Here is a 16,173-nt window from a genome sequence, read left to right on the forward strand (position 1 = left end):
GCCTCAAAAATCAGATTGCATTTCAGAACCAGTCCGTATAAAGAAATCTGTTGACTGTAGCCCATTCTGAACACTTCGGACATGTGCCGGACTGATTTTTGAGGCAGTTTTTATTTAAAACTGTTTTGATATGAAATTCGGCAAAGTTGAGCATCCGGGCAATATTGATTTTACAATGCCTGCGGATTTACCCGAAAACAAAATCCTTTTGCAGAAGAAAGGGTTTAAAGGCAAACCAAACATATATGTCGGCAGCCCGAGCTGGAACCGCGCCGACCTGAAAAATTTCTATCCCAAAGGAACCCGCGATGAACTGACGTATTATGCAAGCCGTTTCAACTGCATTGAAATGAATGCTACATTTTACTCCAACTTCACACCTCATATCATTGAAGGCTGGCACAACAGAACACCTGCAGACTTCCGCTTTTTCCCGAAAGTTCATCAGAGTGTAAGCCATTTTAAAAAGTTGTATGACGCCAAAGCAGTGACGGATCTGTATCTGGACGGAATAGCCCATCTGCAGGAAAAACTGGGTATGCTTTTTCTTCAGCTTCCCGACAATTTCAGTCCGGCACACTTTCAAACGCTGAAAAATTATCTGAAAGACTGGCCGTCCGGATTTCCACTTGCCATTGAACTGAGGCATTCCGGCTGGTTTGACGGCTCATGGAACACGGAACCGCTTCACGAAGTACTTGAAAACCATAATATTACACAGCTTATTACCGACACACCGGGCCGAAGGGATGTACTGCATATGCGGCTGAGCACGGCAAATACTTTCGTCCGGTTCAACAGCATCAATGCCGAGGCCGATTATGCAAGGCTGAACGACTGGGTAAAGCGCCTGAAAGTATGGGTTGATAACGGACTTGAAAATATTTACTTCTTCGTACATCAGGACCTTGAAAAGCCAATGCCATTGCTATCCGGCTATTTCATCAAAAAACTGAACGAAGAACTGGGCACAAACCTGAAAATTCCGATCATCCAAAGTACCAACACGCAAATGGAGCTTTTTTGATTAGCTGTCAGCTATTAGCCGCCAGCTTTTAGCGATTAGCTTAAAAACCAAAACTTAACAACAGATGACGCACAGCGAATGACCAAAATTCTCAAAAACTTCACCCTTAACAATCCATAACGCGCAGCAAATGACAAAAAAACCAATCGACAAAATCCAGCACCCAACACCCCATTGACGCGCAGCAAATGACAAAAAACTACTTGATTTCAAACCCAACCCCCTGCTCCGGAAAAATCAGGTTCAGTCCGAGCTTGTTTTCCGATGCGAGCTGCTTTTTGATTTGTTCTTCGCTGTTTCCTGTCGGTTTTATATGCGTGACAACGACGTTCAGTTTATGCATTTTGTCTTTGCCGGCCAGTTCAGCCAGTTTGTTCATTTCCTTCATAAACCATCTTGGCGTTAAATGTCCGAACAGCTTTTCGTCCGGCTGCTCATTGGCGTAGGAAACTTCCAGAAAAATCCCTTTCAGTTTTCCGGAGCGGATCAACGGGGCGGCTACTTTCCAGATTTGCTGCAAATAATCCGTTTTCTCGATCTCGTCCGGGCCGGTATCTCCAAAGTAGAGCACGTAATTTCCGGTATTTTCAAGCAGGAAAGCGGCACTTTCACCCGGTTTTGAATGGCTGAGCTTCAATGCCTTTACGGTCATTTGCGTTTGTTCAACCTTTGTTTCGATTCCGGGTTCCAGGATTTTGTACGTGTATTTTTTCAAAGCCGGGCTGTTTCCTTCATTTCCCATATTCGGCCAGCTTTTCCAGTTGAAATAATGATCGTTTATCGTGCGGATACAATCCGGAAAACCATAAATATTTTTAGCCGTATCTTCCACAGAATTGATGATCATTCCGGAAATATGGTCCAGATGCGGATGTGAAATGAAATACGCCCTGATATATTTTTTTAGAACCTCTTCGGCAGAAACCTTAAATGCGCCGCTGAAAACAGCCTTCTGAATTCCTGCATGGATAGTACCCGCATCCAGACAGACATAGCCGTCGGATTGCAGGGGAGCAAGCATGTAAGCAGATAAATTTCCGTCTTCTACCCCGCCCTTTACCCCGAGCGGAACCACTTTAAAGCCGTTTTGGGCAAAAGAAGCTGAAACCGAAAGAACAAACAGCCATAATATCACAGCGCCGGATCGAATCATATACGTGAGTGCATTTGAGCATGCCTGCGGGAATGATTATTTACAATACAAAAATTATCGTTTAACCTTTAACAGCGGGTGAATATTCAAATATGATCAAAAAATCGGATTTACCCGTCAAAATGTGCCCGGTTTGCAATCGCAGTTTTACGTGGCGCAAGAAATGGGAAAAAGTGTGGGATGAAGTGAAATACTGCAGTGATAAATGCCGCTCAAATAAAAACAAAGCTGTTCAATGAAAGCCGTTACGTTGTTGTTCCCACATCAGTTGTTCAAGGACAATCCCGCTGTTGATAAAGAAAGAAGCGTTGTTCTCGTTGAGGAATTCCTGTTTTTTAACCAGTTCAATTTCCATAAGCAAAAGCTGTTTCATCACCGCGCGTCCATGCAATGCTACAAAGCGCAGCTGCTCAGCAATCATTATCAGGTTGAATACATTGAAGCGCATGAAGAGCATGCCGACGTCCGAAAGCTGATTCCGTATTTAAAAGAAAAAGGGATTTCAGAAATTCATTATGTGGATGTGACGGATAACTGGCTGCTTAAAAGAATGAGCAACGCGGTGAAAAAAGCAGGCATAACGCTTGTAGAATACGCCACGCCGATGTTCCTGAATACAAAGGAAGACCTGGAACTGTACTTCATGAACAAGAAAAGATACTTCCAAGCCGATTTCTACACGGTACAGCGTAAAAGACTGAAAATTCTGCTGGATGAAAATGAGCAGCCGGAAGGCGGCAAATGGAGTTTTGACACGGAAAACAGAGTCAAATACCCGAGAAAAAAAGTACCTCCGCCAATCCGTTTCCCTGAAGAAGATGCATTTTATACCGAAGCTGTAAAATACACTGACGCACATTACAAAGACAACTACGGACGGATTCCTGAAAATACAAGATTCCCGGTCAGTTCCGCGCAAAGTGAAAAATGGCTGGACCAGTTTCTTGAAAACCGGTTTGAAGAATTTGGCAAATATGAAGATGCCATGGTTACGACCGAGCATTTTCTGCATCACGGCGTGCTTACGCCCATGCTTAATACCGGATTGCTGACGCCGCGCTATGTCGTAAAAAAAACATTGAAGTTTGCAGCTGACAGGAATGTTCCGCTGAATTCGGTGGAAGGCTTTATCCGGCAGATTATCGGCTGGCGTGAATTCATGCGGGGCGTTTATGAAGTAAAAGGAACAGCCGAACGTACGCGCAATTACTGGGGCTTTACCCGGAAAATCCCCGAAGCATTCTGGAATGGAACAACGGGCATTGAACCTGTGGATGTCGTTATTAAAAAAGTCCTGGAAATCGGCTATTGCCATCATATCGAGCGGCTGATGGTTCTGGGAAATTTCATGCTGCTTTGCGAATTCGATCCCGATGAAGTTTACAAATGGTTTATGGAACTGTTTATTGATTCGTACGACTGGGTGATGGTGCCCAACGTTTACGGCATGAGCCAGTTTGCCGACGGCGGACTGATGGCCACCAAACCGTACATCAGCAGCAGCAATTATCTGATGAAAATGAGTGATTTCCAGAAAGGCGAATGGCAGCAGATCTGGGACGGATTGTTCTGGCGGTTTATGGACAAACAAAGAAAATTTTTCGGCCAGAACCCGCGTATCGGCATGCTGCTCAACACTTTTGACAATATGCCGGAAGAAAAACAACAGGTACATTTAAAGTATGCCAATACTTTCCTGAAAAAACTTGACAGCGGGTTTGCATTGTAATTCGTACAGACGGTGTAAATTAAGCCGTTTTAAGACCATGACTTATGATTCAACTTTACAGAACAAACAGTGAACATCCCGAATTTGTAAGACTGACCGGCTTGCTGGACGATGCATTGTGCATGATTTATAACACTCGTAAAGAAGATTATGAAGAGTACAATCGCATTACCGGACTGCCGACTGTGGTGCTTGCCATGGAAGAAAATGTTGCCGTTGCATGCGGATGCTTTAAAATGGCCGGCGATTCCACAATCGAATTGAAACGCATGTTTGTAGACCCGGCTTTCAGGAGCCAAGGAATTGCATCGGCTATCGTCGGTGAACTCGAAAAATGGGCAAAAGAAAACGATTGTGAACATGCCATACTGGAAACGGGAAAGGGACAGCCGGAAGCCATTGCCCTGTACGCCAAACTGGGCTACTCAATGGCTGATGACAGCGATTTTGCCAGTTCGGAAAGAAGCGTGTGCATGAAAAAGAAGTTGTAAGCACCCACTGATCCCATAAAATTTAAACCTGAAACCAAGCAATGACTTCACTGGACCCTCCTCCGTTTTATCAGAAATTTGCACTTTCATTACTTGGGATCGGCATTCTGATGCTGGGAATTTATCTCGGTCAAGATATTCTTGTTCCGCTGGCACTTGCCGGGCTGATCGCCGTTTTGCTGCGGCCTGTTGAAAACATGCTTGTCCGCGTTGGTTTGCCCAAAGTAATAGCCATCAGTCTGGCAGTACTGCTTGCCGTGCTCATTGTTTCCGCCATCGGTGTTTTGCTTTCCATGCAGATTTCTGATTTTTCGGAAGAACTTCCGAAGCTAAAACGAAACATCAACGATTTTTACCATGATGCAAGGCGCTGGATCCGGAATGAATACAGCGTAAGTTACCGGCAGCAGGAACAGTATCTGAAAAATGCACAGACCAAAACACTTGAAAACTTTCAGGGTACCGAAACGCTCGGCATTGTAACCGGACCGCTCGGAACACTGATCCTGATTCCTATTTACACCTTTTTACTACTTTATTACCGTACGATGCTGCTGCATTTCATGGTGGTTCTTTTTGCAGAAAAACACAAAGCGCAGGTGCTGGAAGTGCTTGCGGAAATCAAATCGATTATCCAGAGCTATATGGTGGGATTATTGCTGGAAACTACCGTTGTAGCCGTTCTTAATTCCATCGGTTTGCTGATTTTGCATGTGCAATACGCCATTTTGCTGGGCATTATGGCCGCTATCCTGAATCTGATTCCTTATATCGGCGGACTGGTGGCTACGGCGCTGGCAGTTATGGTCACTTTCATCAGTCATCCGGAAATCAATGTTATTTTTGGCGTTGTCGGCGTTTTTATAGCCGTTCAGCTGATCGATAACAACCTGCTTGTTCCGCTTATTGTAGCTTCCAAGGTAAAAATCAATGCGCTGGTTTCCATTGTCGGTGTATTGGTCGGCGGCGCACTTGCGGGTTTTTCAGGCATGTTTTTGTCTATTCCGGCCATTGCAATCATGAAAGCCATTTTCGACCGTGTGGAAAACCTGAAACCATGGGGTGTCCTGCTTGGCGATCAGACGCCCGAACAGGCGAGTAACGATATATTCAGGCTGGTAAAAAAGAAGAAACCAAAGCCCGAAGCGGAAGCGTAAAGAGCGGTTACTGATCTTGAATAAACTTTTGAACGGAACCGTAGTCCCGTTCAAAAGTATGCTTTATACCAGAATTTGCCTGGTTTCTATGTTTGCTTTCAGATCATGAAGCAGGCTGAACAAGCCGAAGAAAGTACGGTTGATATAAATGAAATGCTTTGAACCGCGGTTCACGTTCATTTTCCTCAACTCTTTGTCATTTGCATATTTTTCACCCAATGCCGCCAGTTTTCCGAAAAACTGTTCATCCGCAAAATCAAATGTTTCGGACTGAAAAGGCTGCGTAAAAAGCATCAGGATTTCCCGGAACAGATTTGAAAAATAGACCGTTTCTGCCGGTGTATCCTTGCTGGTCAGTATTTCGAGCGCAGTCAGTCTGGAATGGAAAAATGCTTGGTCATTCAGGTTTTCCGGCTCGGCAAGTTCAAAATAAGGAACATAAAACGATTCCGGAATTTCTTTCATACAGCCGAAATCAATGGCAATCAGATTTTCCTGTTCATCGACAAGGAAATTGCCCGGATGCGGATCGGCATGCACCTTGCGCAGCTCATGAACCTGAAACATATAAAAATCCCAGAGCGCCTGCCCTATTTTGTTGGCCGTTTCCTGATCCGGATTGGACTTGCAAAACTCGGATAGATGTTTTCCGTTCATCCAGTCCATTGTAATTACACGTTCGCAGGAAAATTCAGGATAATAATTCGGGAATTTCAGGTTCGGAATGTGTGCACAAGCCTGCGCCACTTCGTTGCTCTGCGCAATTTCCAGAATGTAATTGGTCTCTTCGGTAAGCTTTGTTTCAACTTCCTTGAAATACTTGTCGGAATCTTTTGCCTGAATATTAAACATTTTCATGGCTATGGGTTTCACAAGCGCAAGGTCTGTTGAAATACTTTCCGCAACGCCGGGGTACTGGATTTTTACCGCCAGTTCCTTTCCGTTCAGCGTTGCTTTATGCACTTGACCAATGCTTGCCGCATTGATTGCGTTGGCATCAAAGGAATCAAACAGATCGAGCGGCGCTTTGCCGAAATATTTTTTAAAAGTCCTGACAACCAGCGGTGCAGACAACGGCGGTACAGAAAACTGTGACAATGAAAACTTTTCCACATACGCCTGCGGCAGAAAGTTTTTTTCCATACTCAGCATCTGCGCCAGTTTCAGAGCACTGCCTTTCAGGTTTTTCAGACCGTCATAAATATCCTCGGCATTGTTACTGTTCAGGTTATCCCTCGCCGATTCCGGATTGGTGATTTTCTCGCCGTAATATTTTAGGTAATTGCCTCCTATTTTTACTCCTGTTGAAATCAGTTTGCCTGCACGCTGTATTTTGGAAGTAGGTATGCTGTCTATGGTCTCCATTCCTACTTTATTTTTTCTTTAAACAAAAATTTACCAAAATCGATCACACTTTCAAACGGCGTTATATCGATCAGATCAAAAGTTGCGCGGATGGATTTCTCTATAAAAAGGTCCGTTTTCTCGAAACCGATGGATTCGTCATCCAGCCAGAAACGCAATGTGACCAGAAACTGAACCCAGGCACCTTCTTCCAGCGCTTTTTGCTGCGCATTGCGGATGCGGTCATTGGTCAGTTTGAGATAACCGGCGCTTATTTCGGTAATGAACGCTTTGAAATACTTTTTGAATTCCTGCAGTTTCGCAGAGTTATGCAGCCTTGCTTTTTCATCTTTCAGATCAAAAACGACATAGCTCCGGTTGGCGGTCAGAATTTCGAAATACGTGTAATAATAAGTAAGCAGCTTGTCCCTGAAACCAAGCGTTTCTGTTTCGCCGCTTTGATTGATCAGATTGACAGCCATTCTGTGAAAGCTCACAAACACGCTTTTTTCAATGGAATCAATGGAAGAAAAAAACTTGTAAAACTCCTTTTCAACAATTCCGTTCTGCTTGCAGAACAGATAGACCGACTCGGGTTTTCTGTTATTTTCAAGGCAGTAATGCATATATAACTCGGTTATCTTTTCCGAAGTGAGTGGCTCCGGCTCAGAAGTAACGCCTATTATTTTTGTTGCCATTATGTTAATTTGGTTTAGCAAACTGGATGATTTACTTAACGCTTAAGAGCGTTTGTTTCTTACACAGCGGCTTTTTGCTGGAAAATTTACAAAGGAATAAAACTCAGTAAATGATCCTAAAAGAACCGGTGCATGGACTTATAGTATAACAAAAAATACAGCCGGAATCATTCCTTTTCCGGCTGTATTTTACATAAGATTTCAGCGTTATTCAGGACCTGAAAATATTCAGGTTCAGGAACTCGTTCCTGAATTTTTCTTTGGGGTCATATTCCTTGGCAAGCTGCCTGAAATCCTGCATTTTATCATACCTCTTTTCCAGCTCGTCGGGCGAAACGGTAAACAGTTTGCCCCAGTGCGGGCGCGGATTGTAAGGTGCCAGTTCCTTCTCGATCACAGGAAGCAGTTTGCTGACGGCCGGCCAGTCCTGTTTCCACGTAAAATGAATGGCCACGCTGTCCTGCCTGTAGCACGGGCTCATCCAGAAATGGTCCGCCGCAATCGTCCGGATTTCGGATGTGAGCAGATACGGTCCTACTCGGTCGCCCAGCCGCGAAATCGCCAGAATGGCATCAACCGCATTTTGTGAAGACACAAAATACTCCGACTGCAGCTCCACGCCGCTGCTCGGCGTAAAACCCATTTTAAAGTGCGGCATACGCTCGTACCACGGCGCGGCCACACCCATTTGGTCCGTACAGTTTTCCGCCGAAAGCTCCGGAATGGGATGCAGGTTTTTGGTCGCCAGCTTTGCGCCGAAAAACTCCGGTTCCGCTTTCAAAGGCTGGCCGTTCTCGATTTTTTGCTTGATCCACACCTCGGCAATATCCTTGCTTTGCCAGTTTGTAAACAGACTGACGCTGTAACCGCTGGCCTGTATACTTTCAAAATTGTTTTTCAGCTGCTCAAAGGAAAGATGCTCATAAACGTACTGGCCCATCGTGAAAGTAGGCTGAAGATCGAGTGTGATTTTGGTTACTACGCCCAGAGCACCCAGATGCACGACTGCCGCATTAAACTTTTCACCGTCCTTTTCGCGGCTCAGATTAATAGTTTCTCCATTTGCCAGAATCATGTCCATAGCCGATACGGCCGTGGCCAGATTCCCGTTTTTTGCGCCTGAACCGTGCGTGGCCGTTGCGCAGGCACCGGCAATGGAAATGTGCGGCAAGGAAGCCAGATTATGCAATGCAAAACCTTTTTCGTGGAGATACGGACTCAGCCGGCCATATTTCACACCCGAACTCACCGTTACCTTTTTGTTGGCGGCATCCAGCTGAATATCCTCCATGTCCACAAGCGTGATAAACCGGTCTCTGGTATCGGCAATACTATTGAAGCAATGGCGTGTGCCCAGTACCTTGAACTTGTCATGTTTTTTTACGAATTCCTGAACCTGTGCAATGGATCCGGCTTTTTCCAGCTTGTCGGAACTGTATTCCAAATTGCCCGCCCAGTTTTTGAGCTTGCCGCCGATTGCCCAGCCGGTTAATGGTGAAAATAATGGAGCTGCCATTAATGCTGAAGATAATTTTATAAAAGTTCTTTTTTTCATAAACAGAATTAAAACACAGCCTCCGTCAGCTGCAAGTTAAAATCCTAATTTAGTTTAATAATTTCTGATTTCAATTCCATTCCGGACGATGTTCACGGTTTGTTTTCGAGCACTTCTTTCATGATACTTACGGCTTCGTTCAATTCGTGTTCATTCAGGTTTCCGAATCCGAGCCGCACAGCACTTAGCTGGCCGGTCTGGAAAAGCAGCGTTTGCGGCAGCAGCAGATCTTTTTTCAGACAAGCTTTGCTGAGCCGCATGAGATTAATATCTTTTTGCCATTCCGTCCAGATGGCCAGACCGCCCGGCGGAGACGTAAAATTCAGGTATTCACTCAAATGCTGCGTCAGCAAGGTACTCAGCAAATCTCTCCGCTGATGATAAATTTTCTGGGCTTTTTTGATATGCCGCTGTATTTCGCCTTCGTCCAGCAATTCGGCCAGAGCCTGTTCCATCATCAGATCACTCTGCCGGTCAATGATGCGACGGAACTTGCCGAGTTCCGAAATCAGGTTCCGGGGCGCCACAATGTACCCGCTGCGAAGGCCGGGCGCCAGCGCCTTGCAGAATGACCCGACGTAAACGACCATTCCCGCGCTATCCGCGCTTGCCAAGGGTAAAACCGGACTGCTGTTGTAATGAAAATCGTAATCATGGTCATCTTCCAGGATAATGAATCCGTACTGCACCGAAAGGTTCAGCAATTCCACCCGGCGTCCGGCACTGAGTGTGACCGTTGTGGGATAATGGTGATGCGGCGTGATGTAAAGCATCCTTATGGACTTTGTAAGGCATAACTCTCTGACTGCATCCACCGAAATCCCCTGATCGTCCACAGGAACGGAAATAATATTGGCACCCGCCTGCTGAAAAATCATATTTGCCGTATAGTAACTGAGATTGCCCACAACAACATGGTCACCTTTCCGGATCAGGAGCATGGAAGCAAGGTAAATTCCCATCTGGATTCCTCTTGTCGTAATGATATTTTCCCTGCTGATATGCAGGCCGCGTGTATTGTTGAGGTAAATGGCCAGTTTGTCACGGAAATACGTGTTGCCTTCCACATGCGCATAATTCAGATACTTGCGGTTGTTGCTCCTTTTCAGAACGCTGGAATAGGCTTTTGCCAGCTTGTCCATGGGCGCAAGACGAACATCCGGCAGCCCGTCCGTGAATTCCAGCCCCGTTCCCGAAACCGATACCGGCCTGTCGAGCAGCATACTTCGCTCGAATGAAAAACCCGTTTCTTGGGGATAACTGACCAGATTTTCAGCATTGAAAGGCAATGAACCCGCTTTTAGAACCGGCGACTTATCGGTCACAAATGTTCCTTTGTTCGGCAGCATCTCAATCCAGCCCTGCGCATCGAGTTCGTTGTACGCGGCAACGACTGTTTTACGATGTACGTCCAGCATTTCGGCCAGTGAACGCGTGCCGGGCAGTTTTACGCCTTTGTTCAGAACCCCGCGCTGAATGGCATTGATCATTTGTCGTGCAATCTGAAGATAAACGGGCGTTGCCGTCCCGCGTTCCAGCAGAATGACGCTTTTAAAAGGAATTTCAACCGGACTACTCATTATATTAAAACCGGAGTATGTAAACAGTCCGGCAAGGTATTAGTTTTGAAGAAAACAGTGAAAGGTTATCAGCGAAAAGATGTTTGGTAAAAATCTTTATTCAGTAATAAAAAGTCTTGTTTTGATGTATTCAATGCGCATTCCAAGCATTCAGTCTGTTTTTATAAAAATCTCTTTTTCAGGTATTTTCCTGTTGATTTGTCATTTAGCCGCAGCGCAGGAAATAGCACTGGACCCGGTTACGGTTACTTCTTCCCTGACGGAAAAAAGGGCGTCACAAACGGGCCGCAACATTGCCGTGATCAAAGGCGAATACTTTCGGAATCTTCCGGTGAACAGTATTGATGAACTTCTGCGCTACGTTCCGGGCGTAGAAATACAGGCACGCGGGCCCATGGGTTCACAAAGCGATATTGTCTTGCGCGGCGGCACGTTCCAGCAGGTGCTGGTAATACTCGACGGGCTCCGCCTGAACGATCCGAATACGGGGCATTTCAACAGTTACATTCCGGTTTCAGCTTCTGAAATTGAACGCATCGAAGTATTGAAAGGCGCCTCATCCGCCATATACGGATCCGATGCCGTTGGCGGCGTTATTCATGTCATTACCAAAACTTTCGCGGCCAGAATGCAAGCTGAAAATCCGCAGGAAAACATCCAGAAAACAACGGTTAATGCAGCTGTAACCGGCGGAGAATACGGGCTTTTCAATGTAAATGCAGGCGCTTTTATCCAAAGGAACAAACTCGCTGTTTCCGGCGGACTGATCACAAATAATGCCTCCGGCGTGCAGCAACGGGGAATCAAAGGCTATTTCAACAATAACACTGCGTCACTTTCTCTGAATTACGCCATTTCGCCAAACTGGGAAGCAGCCGTACGAAGTTCTTATGATCACCGTGATTTTGCCGCACAGAATTTTTATACCGTTATCAGATCGGATACGGCGAGTGAAATCGTAAAAACTTCCTGGAACCAGTTTCGGGTTGCTTATAAAAAGAATAAAACAACTATTTCATTCAGCGGCGGTTACAAATTGGTGAACGATCAATATTCTTTCAATCCGCATGCCATTGCAAACAGCAGCAAGTCGCAGTTATGGCAGGGTTTGCTGATGTGGCAGCAGACATTAAGCCGGCATACAAGCCTTATCAGCGGGATCAATTATCAAAACAGGAAAATTTCTTCCAACGACCGCGGAAACCATGCGATCAATCAACTGGCACCATTTGTTTCATTGTCTCAAAACATCGGTGAAAACGTTACGGTAAGTCCGTCCGTTCGTCTGGACTGGCGCGAAAATATCGGTTCGGAGTTCGTGCCGCAGATGAATGTATCCTATAAAAAAGGAAGCTGGCAACTGCGCGGAAGTGCCGGAAAAACGATCCGCGATGCTGATTTTACGGAAAGGTTTAATAATTATAACAAAGCTGTTGTAACGGGCGGCAACGTCGGAAATCCTAATCTGAAGGCGGAAAAATCGTTCAGTTACGAAGCGGGAGCCGACTGGTTCCTGACCAAAAACAATGCAACGCAGCTTAAAATCTCGGGTACATTCTTTCAAAGGCTTCAAAACGATCTCATCGATTATGTGATTACGCCCTATGCACAAATGCCTAGAAAAGACAATCTTTCACCAACGGGAACATTTGGTCTGGCCAGAAACATAGCAAATGTAAATACGACCGGACTTGAACTGGATTTTCAGCTTGTAAATGCTTTCACTGAAAACCGGAAACTGATCCTGAATTCCGGCCTGACGTGGCTGGACAGCAAGAGCGGCAAGCTAGTAACTTCATTCTATGTGTCTTCGCATGCCCGGTTTCTGACCAATTTTTCAGCAATTTATCAGCATTCAAACTTTTCCCTTAGTGTAAACGGCATTTATAAAGCAAGAGCTGCGCGCGAAGCAGCCGCTATTGAAGCCACTATTTCAAAGCAATATTTTGTGCTGAATGCCAGAGCGGAATATGCGTTTTACAGCAGAAAACTGGCCGTTTTTGTTCAGGCCGACAATGCATTTGACACGCAATACAGCGACTTGCTGGGTTCCAGAATGCCGGGACGCTGGCTGATGGGCGGATTGAAATTTGGTATTGATTAGCGATTGGCTGTTAGCGGTTGGCTTTAACATTTAGCAATAAACAGCTAACAGCTAGAAGCTAACAGCTAAAAGCTAGTAGCTAACAGCTAAAAGCTAATCGCCAGCGACTACCAAAACAATTTTCCCGATATGGCTTCCGTCTTCCATTAACTCATGCGCTTTGTGAGCCTCGGCAAGCGGGAACCGGGCAAAAATAACCGGCTTGAACCGGCCGCTTTCCATGACGGGCCACACATTTTTTCTGATTTCAGCAGTCAGCGCGGCCTTGAATTCCGCATTCCTGTTGCGTAAAGTACTGCCTGAAATGGTGAGCCGGTTGCGCATAACGAGACTGAAATCCAGCGGATCTTCCGAAGATTTTACGATGCTTCCGTTCATCATGTTGATAAAAACCAGCCTTCCGTCCGTGTTGAGCAAACGAATATTTTTTGGAATGTAACCGCCGCCGACCATATCCAGAATGACGTCAACGCCATGGTTTTTCAGCTCTGTTTCAAAATCAGAGGCTTTGTAATTAATGCTCAAATCGGCACCGAGTGCCTTGCATGCGTTGCATTTCTCGTCTGAGCCGGCCGTTGTAAATACTGTTGCACCGAAAGCCTTTGCAAGCTGTATGGCCGTGATCCCGATGCCGCTGCTTCCGCCATGCACAAGAAAATGTTCGCCTTGCTGCAGATTGCCTCTCTGGAATACATTATGCCAGACGGTAAAAACGGTTTCAGGCAAAGATGCTGCCTCGGCAAAGCTGAACCCGGCCGGTATAGGCAGACAATGCCGTGCATTTACCTTTACAAATTCCGCATACCCGCCGCCCGCAAGCAGCGCACAAACTTTATCACCCGTTTTCCAGTCAGTAACATCGCTGCCCGTTTGTTCAATGATACCGGCCACTTCCAGTCCCGGAATATCCTGCGGCGCACCCGGAGGCGCAGGATAACTTCCTTTTCGCTGGAAAACGTCCGGGCGGTTAACGCCGGCAGCATACACTTTAATTAAAACTTCATCGGCATCGATTTCCGGAATGGGCCGTTCCTGAATTTTCAGTACTTCCGGCGCACCCGGCTTTGTAATGACAACAGCTTTCATGCTTTGAATTTTGGTACAATAACTAGTAGATTTCTTTTCCAAACGGAGTAAATGACAAGCTCATAAGCTTGAAATGCTGCCTGGCAAAAGGCAATCCGATAATGGTTATTGCAAGAAGTATTCCAAAGATCAGATGCGTAAGCGCGATCCAGATGCCGCCGATGCATATCCAGATGATATTGAACAGTGTAGACAGGCAGCCGGTTTCACCGGGAACTTCACGCACCTGCTGTCCGAAGGGAAATAAAGTAAGCATGCCGATTTTAAAACATTGAATGCCGAACGGAATCCCGATGATGGTTACACAAAGCAGAAATCCTGCGATCATATATTCGAGAAATACGATAAATCCGCCAAATACAAGCCAAATGATATTTCCGATCAGGTTCATGCCGTTAAATGTTTGATGTCCGAAATGATTTAAATCAATGCATGAATTTAAATTTACCGGCTGATGAAGAACCGCGTTTTATACCGGCGGTGTGTGCGCAAGATCACCGGAGAAAATGGCTGATTTCCAGTTACTGATTTTCAGCAGACGGAAAAACGTATCTTCTTCTATTTCCCTTACGCCGCCGGGTTCAAGTCCGTCCAGCTGAAGATCTTCTATACTTACTCTTACCAAACGCCTGCAGCGATGCCCGGCGGTGCGCACCATTTTCCTGACCTGATGATATTTGCCTTCCGTCAGTGAAATCTGAAGCCATGTATTGGGCACATTTTCCCGTTCTTCATTTCTGAGCTTCGAAAGCATTCCGGGCCGCTGAATTATCGCTACTTCGCAGGGTGCGGTAAGGTACTGAACTCCGCCTTTAATTTCGATATGGATGCCGTTCCGTAGCCGTTCCAGTGTTTCCGGACTGACCGCATGCGCAACATTGACCCAGTACGTTCTTTTGTGGGGAATTTCTCCCAGAAACAGCAAGTTCGTGACCTTTTTGTTTGTCGTCAGGATCAGCAATCCTTCCGAGTTACTATCCAGCCGTCCGATTGCGTGCGTACCTTCCGGAAAGTCAAATGCAAGGTCGCCAAGCAGGCCCACATCGTCCGGGCTTACAAACTGGGAAACCATATTGGCTGGTTTGTTAATGATGAAGTAACGGTAAGGCTGCGGAATTATATTTTTCTCAGGCTGATCGGGCATTCTTTTATTTTTGATAACATTTCCTGAATCTGAAATGATATCTAAAGTACAGGTATTAAATCATTTTACATGCGCTTTTTCATAATGCGTTCGCAGCAGGTCTTCTCCGAAGTCATTGGCCAGATCCCTTACAACGGTATGAATGTGGTTGCCGCCATTTTGCGTATTGTCATATTCGATCAGAAATCCCGGCCCGTGAATGCGGTAATACTGGCCGTGGTTTGCTCCGATAACGGCTTCCTTGTCGCCCATCCATGCAAAATGAATTTTATCGATGTCCGCTTTTTCCAGTTTGTCCCATTGCTGGTTTTTCAGCGTGACATGGTATCGGTCCAGATACGCCATAATCAGTTTTTTGAAAAGATCTTTCTGCTCGCTGTTCATTTCGCTCATCGGGATTCCTTCCATTTTATCAAGAGAAGCTTTTCTGCTGTTGGACGTAAAAATTTCATTGGGCGACTGCTCCGCAAGCACGGCTTTTTCGTGCTGCGATGCATTCATGCTGTGTAAAAGCTCAAACGCCAAATCCTGTTCCGATTTGAGAATCCTTTTGCCTTTCTGCGGCACATCTGCCAGCACCTTGCCGGGATTGCTGCCCATGAAGCTCGGCGTATACGTGATTTCGCCGTTTACGGATGAAAAATGAAGTGACAGATGATGTCCTTCCACGCGCCAGCCCCACGGATCGCTGCTGCCGGGATTACCGAAAATGAGAAAAGCAAAGTTTTCCGGATCGCGGTACGTATCATTCGCTGGCCGGCTTTCGACCACGCGCAAGACATTTTCCAGATCAATAATCTGTTCCGCTTTGCTGTATCCTTCCGGGCTCAGTACAAGTTGCACCATAGCCATGGCTGCACGGCGCTGTGCGGCATTCATATATTTCAAAGCCAGTCCTTTTCTTGTACGCGGCGTAAAATGCCAGTCAAATCTGGAGAGATCGGAAAAAGGCACAACAGCTGTTTTTTTCTGGTCATCATTCAGCGTTTTGAGGAATGATCCTGCCGCTTCGGACATTTGCTTTGCCAGCTTTTCATCTTTCATATCCGGTTTCTCAAACCGCTTTTCGGAAGGCACAGCAAAAGAAATGCTAATCAAACTACTT

Annotated in this window: 15 protein-coding genes; 6 read left to right on the forward strand and 9 right to left on the reverse strand. The window is 45.8% G+C overall.

The window, feature by feature from the left end:
* The first annotated feature begins 130 nt into the window (after positions 1 to 130).
* On the forward strand, positions 131 to 1,027 hold the full coding sequence (locus tag FEM55_RS24325) for a DUF72 domain-containing protein (protein ID WP_138284016.1): 897 nt from the start codon (positions 131 to 133) through the stop codon (positions 1,025 to 1,027).
* 199 nt (positions 1,028 to 1,226) lie between these two features.
* Here FEM55_RS24325 and FEM55_RS24330 read toward each other — a convergent pair whose 3' ends face one another.
* The gene (locus tag FEM55_RS24330; protein ID WP_138284020.1) at positions 1,227 to 2,180 is read right to left on the reverse strand and encodes an MBL fold metallo-hydrolase; all 954 of its coding nucleotides are present in this window, start codon (positions 2,178 to 2,180) and stop codon (positions 1,227 to 1,229) included.
* A gap of 92 nt (positions 2,181 to 2,272) precedes the next feature.
* Here FEM55_RS24330 and FEM55_RS24335 point away from each other — a divergent pair, with 92 nt between their 5' ends.
* The 4 genes from FEM55_RS24335 to FEM55_RS24350 are packed head-to-tail and all read left to right on the forward strand — an operon-like array spanning position 2,273 to position 5,557.
* Positions 2,273 to 2,419, forward strand: a complete 147-nt coding sequence (locus FEM55_RS24335; RefSeq protein WP_138284024.1) for a DUF2256 domain-containing protein — start codon at positions 2,273 to 2,275, stop codon at positions 2,417 to 2,419.
* Complete coding sequence (locus FEM55_RS24340) at positions 2,416 to 3,909, forward strand: cryptochrome/photolyase family protein (RefSeq protein WP_138284028.1); 1,494 nt, start codon at positions 2,416 to 2,418, stop codon at positions 3,907 to 3,909. The genes FEM55_RS24335 and FEM55_RS24340 overlap by 4 nt, the downstream gene beginning before the upstream one ends.
* Before the next feature lie 44 nt (positions 3,910 to 3,953).
* Positions 3,954 to 4,400: a GNAT family N-acetyltransferase gene (locus FEM55_RS24345; RefSeq protein WP_138284032.1), complete on the forward strand. Its 447-nt coding sequence runs from the start codon at positions 3,954 to 3,956 to the stop codon at positions 4,398 to 4,400.
* A 41-nt stretch (positions 4,401 to 4,441) separates the two neighbouring features.
* Complete coding sequence (locus tag FEM55_RS24350) at positions 4,442 to 5,557, forward strand: AI-2E family transporter (RefSeq protein WP_138284035.1); 1,116 nt, start codon at positions 4,442 to 4,444, stop codon at positions 5,555 to 5,557.
* Between the two features lie 63 nt (positions 5,558 to 5,620).
* On the opposite strand, the gene FEM55_RS24355 is transcribed toward FEM55_RS24350, so the two are convergent.
* From FEM55_RS24355 to pdxR, 4 genes are all read right to left on the reverse strand, one after another.
* Positions 5,621 to 6,922 carry an ABC1 kinase family protein gene (locus FEM55_RS24355; RefSeq protein WP_138284038.1) on the reverse strand — a complete coding sequence of 434 codons (1,302 nt, stop codon included), beginning with the start codon at positions 6,920 to 6,922 and terminating at the stop codon, positions 5,621 to 5,623.
* Between the two features lie 2 nt (positions 6,923 to 6,924).
* Complete coding sequence (locus FEM55_RS24360) at positions 6,925 to 7,599, reverse strand: TetR family transcriptional regulator C-terminal domain-containing protein (RefSeq protein ID WP_138284042.1); 675 nt, start codon at positions 7,597 to 7,599, stop codon at positions 6,925 to 6,927.
* Positions 7,600 to 7,810: 211 nt separating this feature from the next.
* Positions 7,811 to 9,154 (reverse strand): D-arabinono-1,4-lactone oxidase, encoded by a 1,344-nt coding sequence (locus FEM55_RS24365; RefSeq protein WP_138284045.1) that lies wholly within the window; start codon positions 9,152 to 9,154, stop codon positions 7,811 to 7,813.
* Positions 9,155 to 9,246: 92 nt separating this feature from the next.
* On the reverse strand, positions 9,247 to 10,734 hold the full coding sequence (gene pdxR, locus FEM55_RS24370) for a MocR-like pyridoxine biosynthesis transcription factor PdxR (RefSeq protein WP_138284048.1): 1,488 nt from the start codon (positions 10,732 to 10,734) through the stop codon (positions 9,247 to 9,249).
* Between the two features lie 124 nt (positions 10,735 to 10,858).
* On the opposite strand from pdxR, the gene FEM55_RS24375 reads away from it, so the two are divergent.
* On the forward strand, positions 10,859 to 12,838 hold the full coding sequence (locus FEM55_RS24375; protein WP_229209404.1) for a TonB-dependent receptor plug domain-containing protein: 1,980 nt from the start codon (positions 10,859 to 10,861) through the stop codon (positions 12,836 to 12,838).
* 93 nt (positions 12,839 to 12,931) lie between these two features.
* Here the strand turns inward: FEM55_RS24375 and FEM55_RS24380 are convergent, their stop codons facing one another.
* The 4 genes from FEM55_RS24380 to FEM55_RS24395 all read right to left on the reverse strand — a co-directional run bounded on the left by FEM55_RS24380 (position 12,932) and on the right by FEM55_RS24395 (position 16,112).
* On the reverse strand, positions 12,932 to 13,924 hold the full coding sequence (locus tag FEM55_RS24380) for an NAD(P)H-quinone oxidoreductase (protein WP_138284052.1): 993 nt from the start codon (positions 13,922 to 13,924) through the stop codon (positions 12,932 to 12,934).
* Between the two features lie 22 nt (positions 13,925 to 13,946).
* Positions 13,947 to 14,315 (reverse strand): YccF domain-containing protein, encoded by a 369-nt coding sequence (locus tag FEM55_RS24385; RefSeq protein WP_138284056.1) that lies wholly within the window; start codon positions 14,313 to 14,315, stop codon positions 13,947 to 13,949.
* Positions 14,316 to 14,393: 78 nt separating this feature from the next.
* Positions 14,394 to 15,068, reverse strand: coding sequence for a pseudouridine synthase (locus tag FEM55_RS24390; RefSeq protein ID WP_138284060.1), 675 nt, complete (start codon positions 15,066 to 15,068; stop codon positions 14,394 to 14,396).
* 60 nt (positions 15,069 to 15,128) lie between these two features.
* On the reverse strand, positions 15,129 to 16,112 hold the full coding sequence (locus FEM55_RS24395) for a DUF3500 domain-containing protein (protein ID WP_229209405.1): 984 nt from the start codon (positions 16,110 to 16,112) through the stop codon (positions 15,129 to 15,131).
* Positions 16,113 to 16,173: the final 61 nt, after the last annotated feature.

It is taken from the genome of Dyadobacter sediminis (assembly GCF_005860765.1).
Lineage (GTDB): Bacteria > Bacteroidota > Bacteroidia > Cytophagales > Spirosomataceae > Dyadobacter > Dyadobacter sediminis.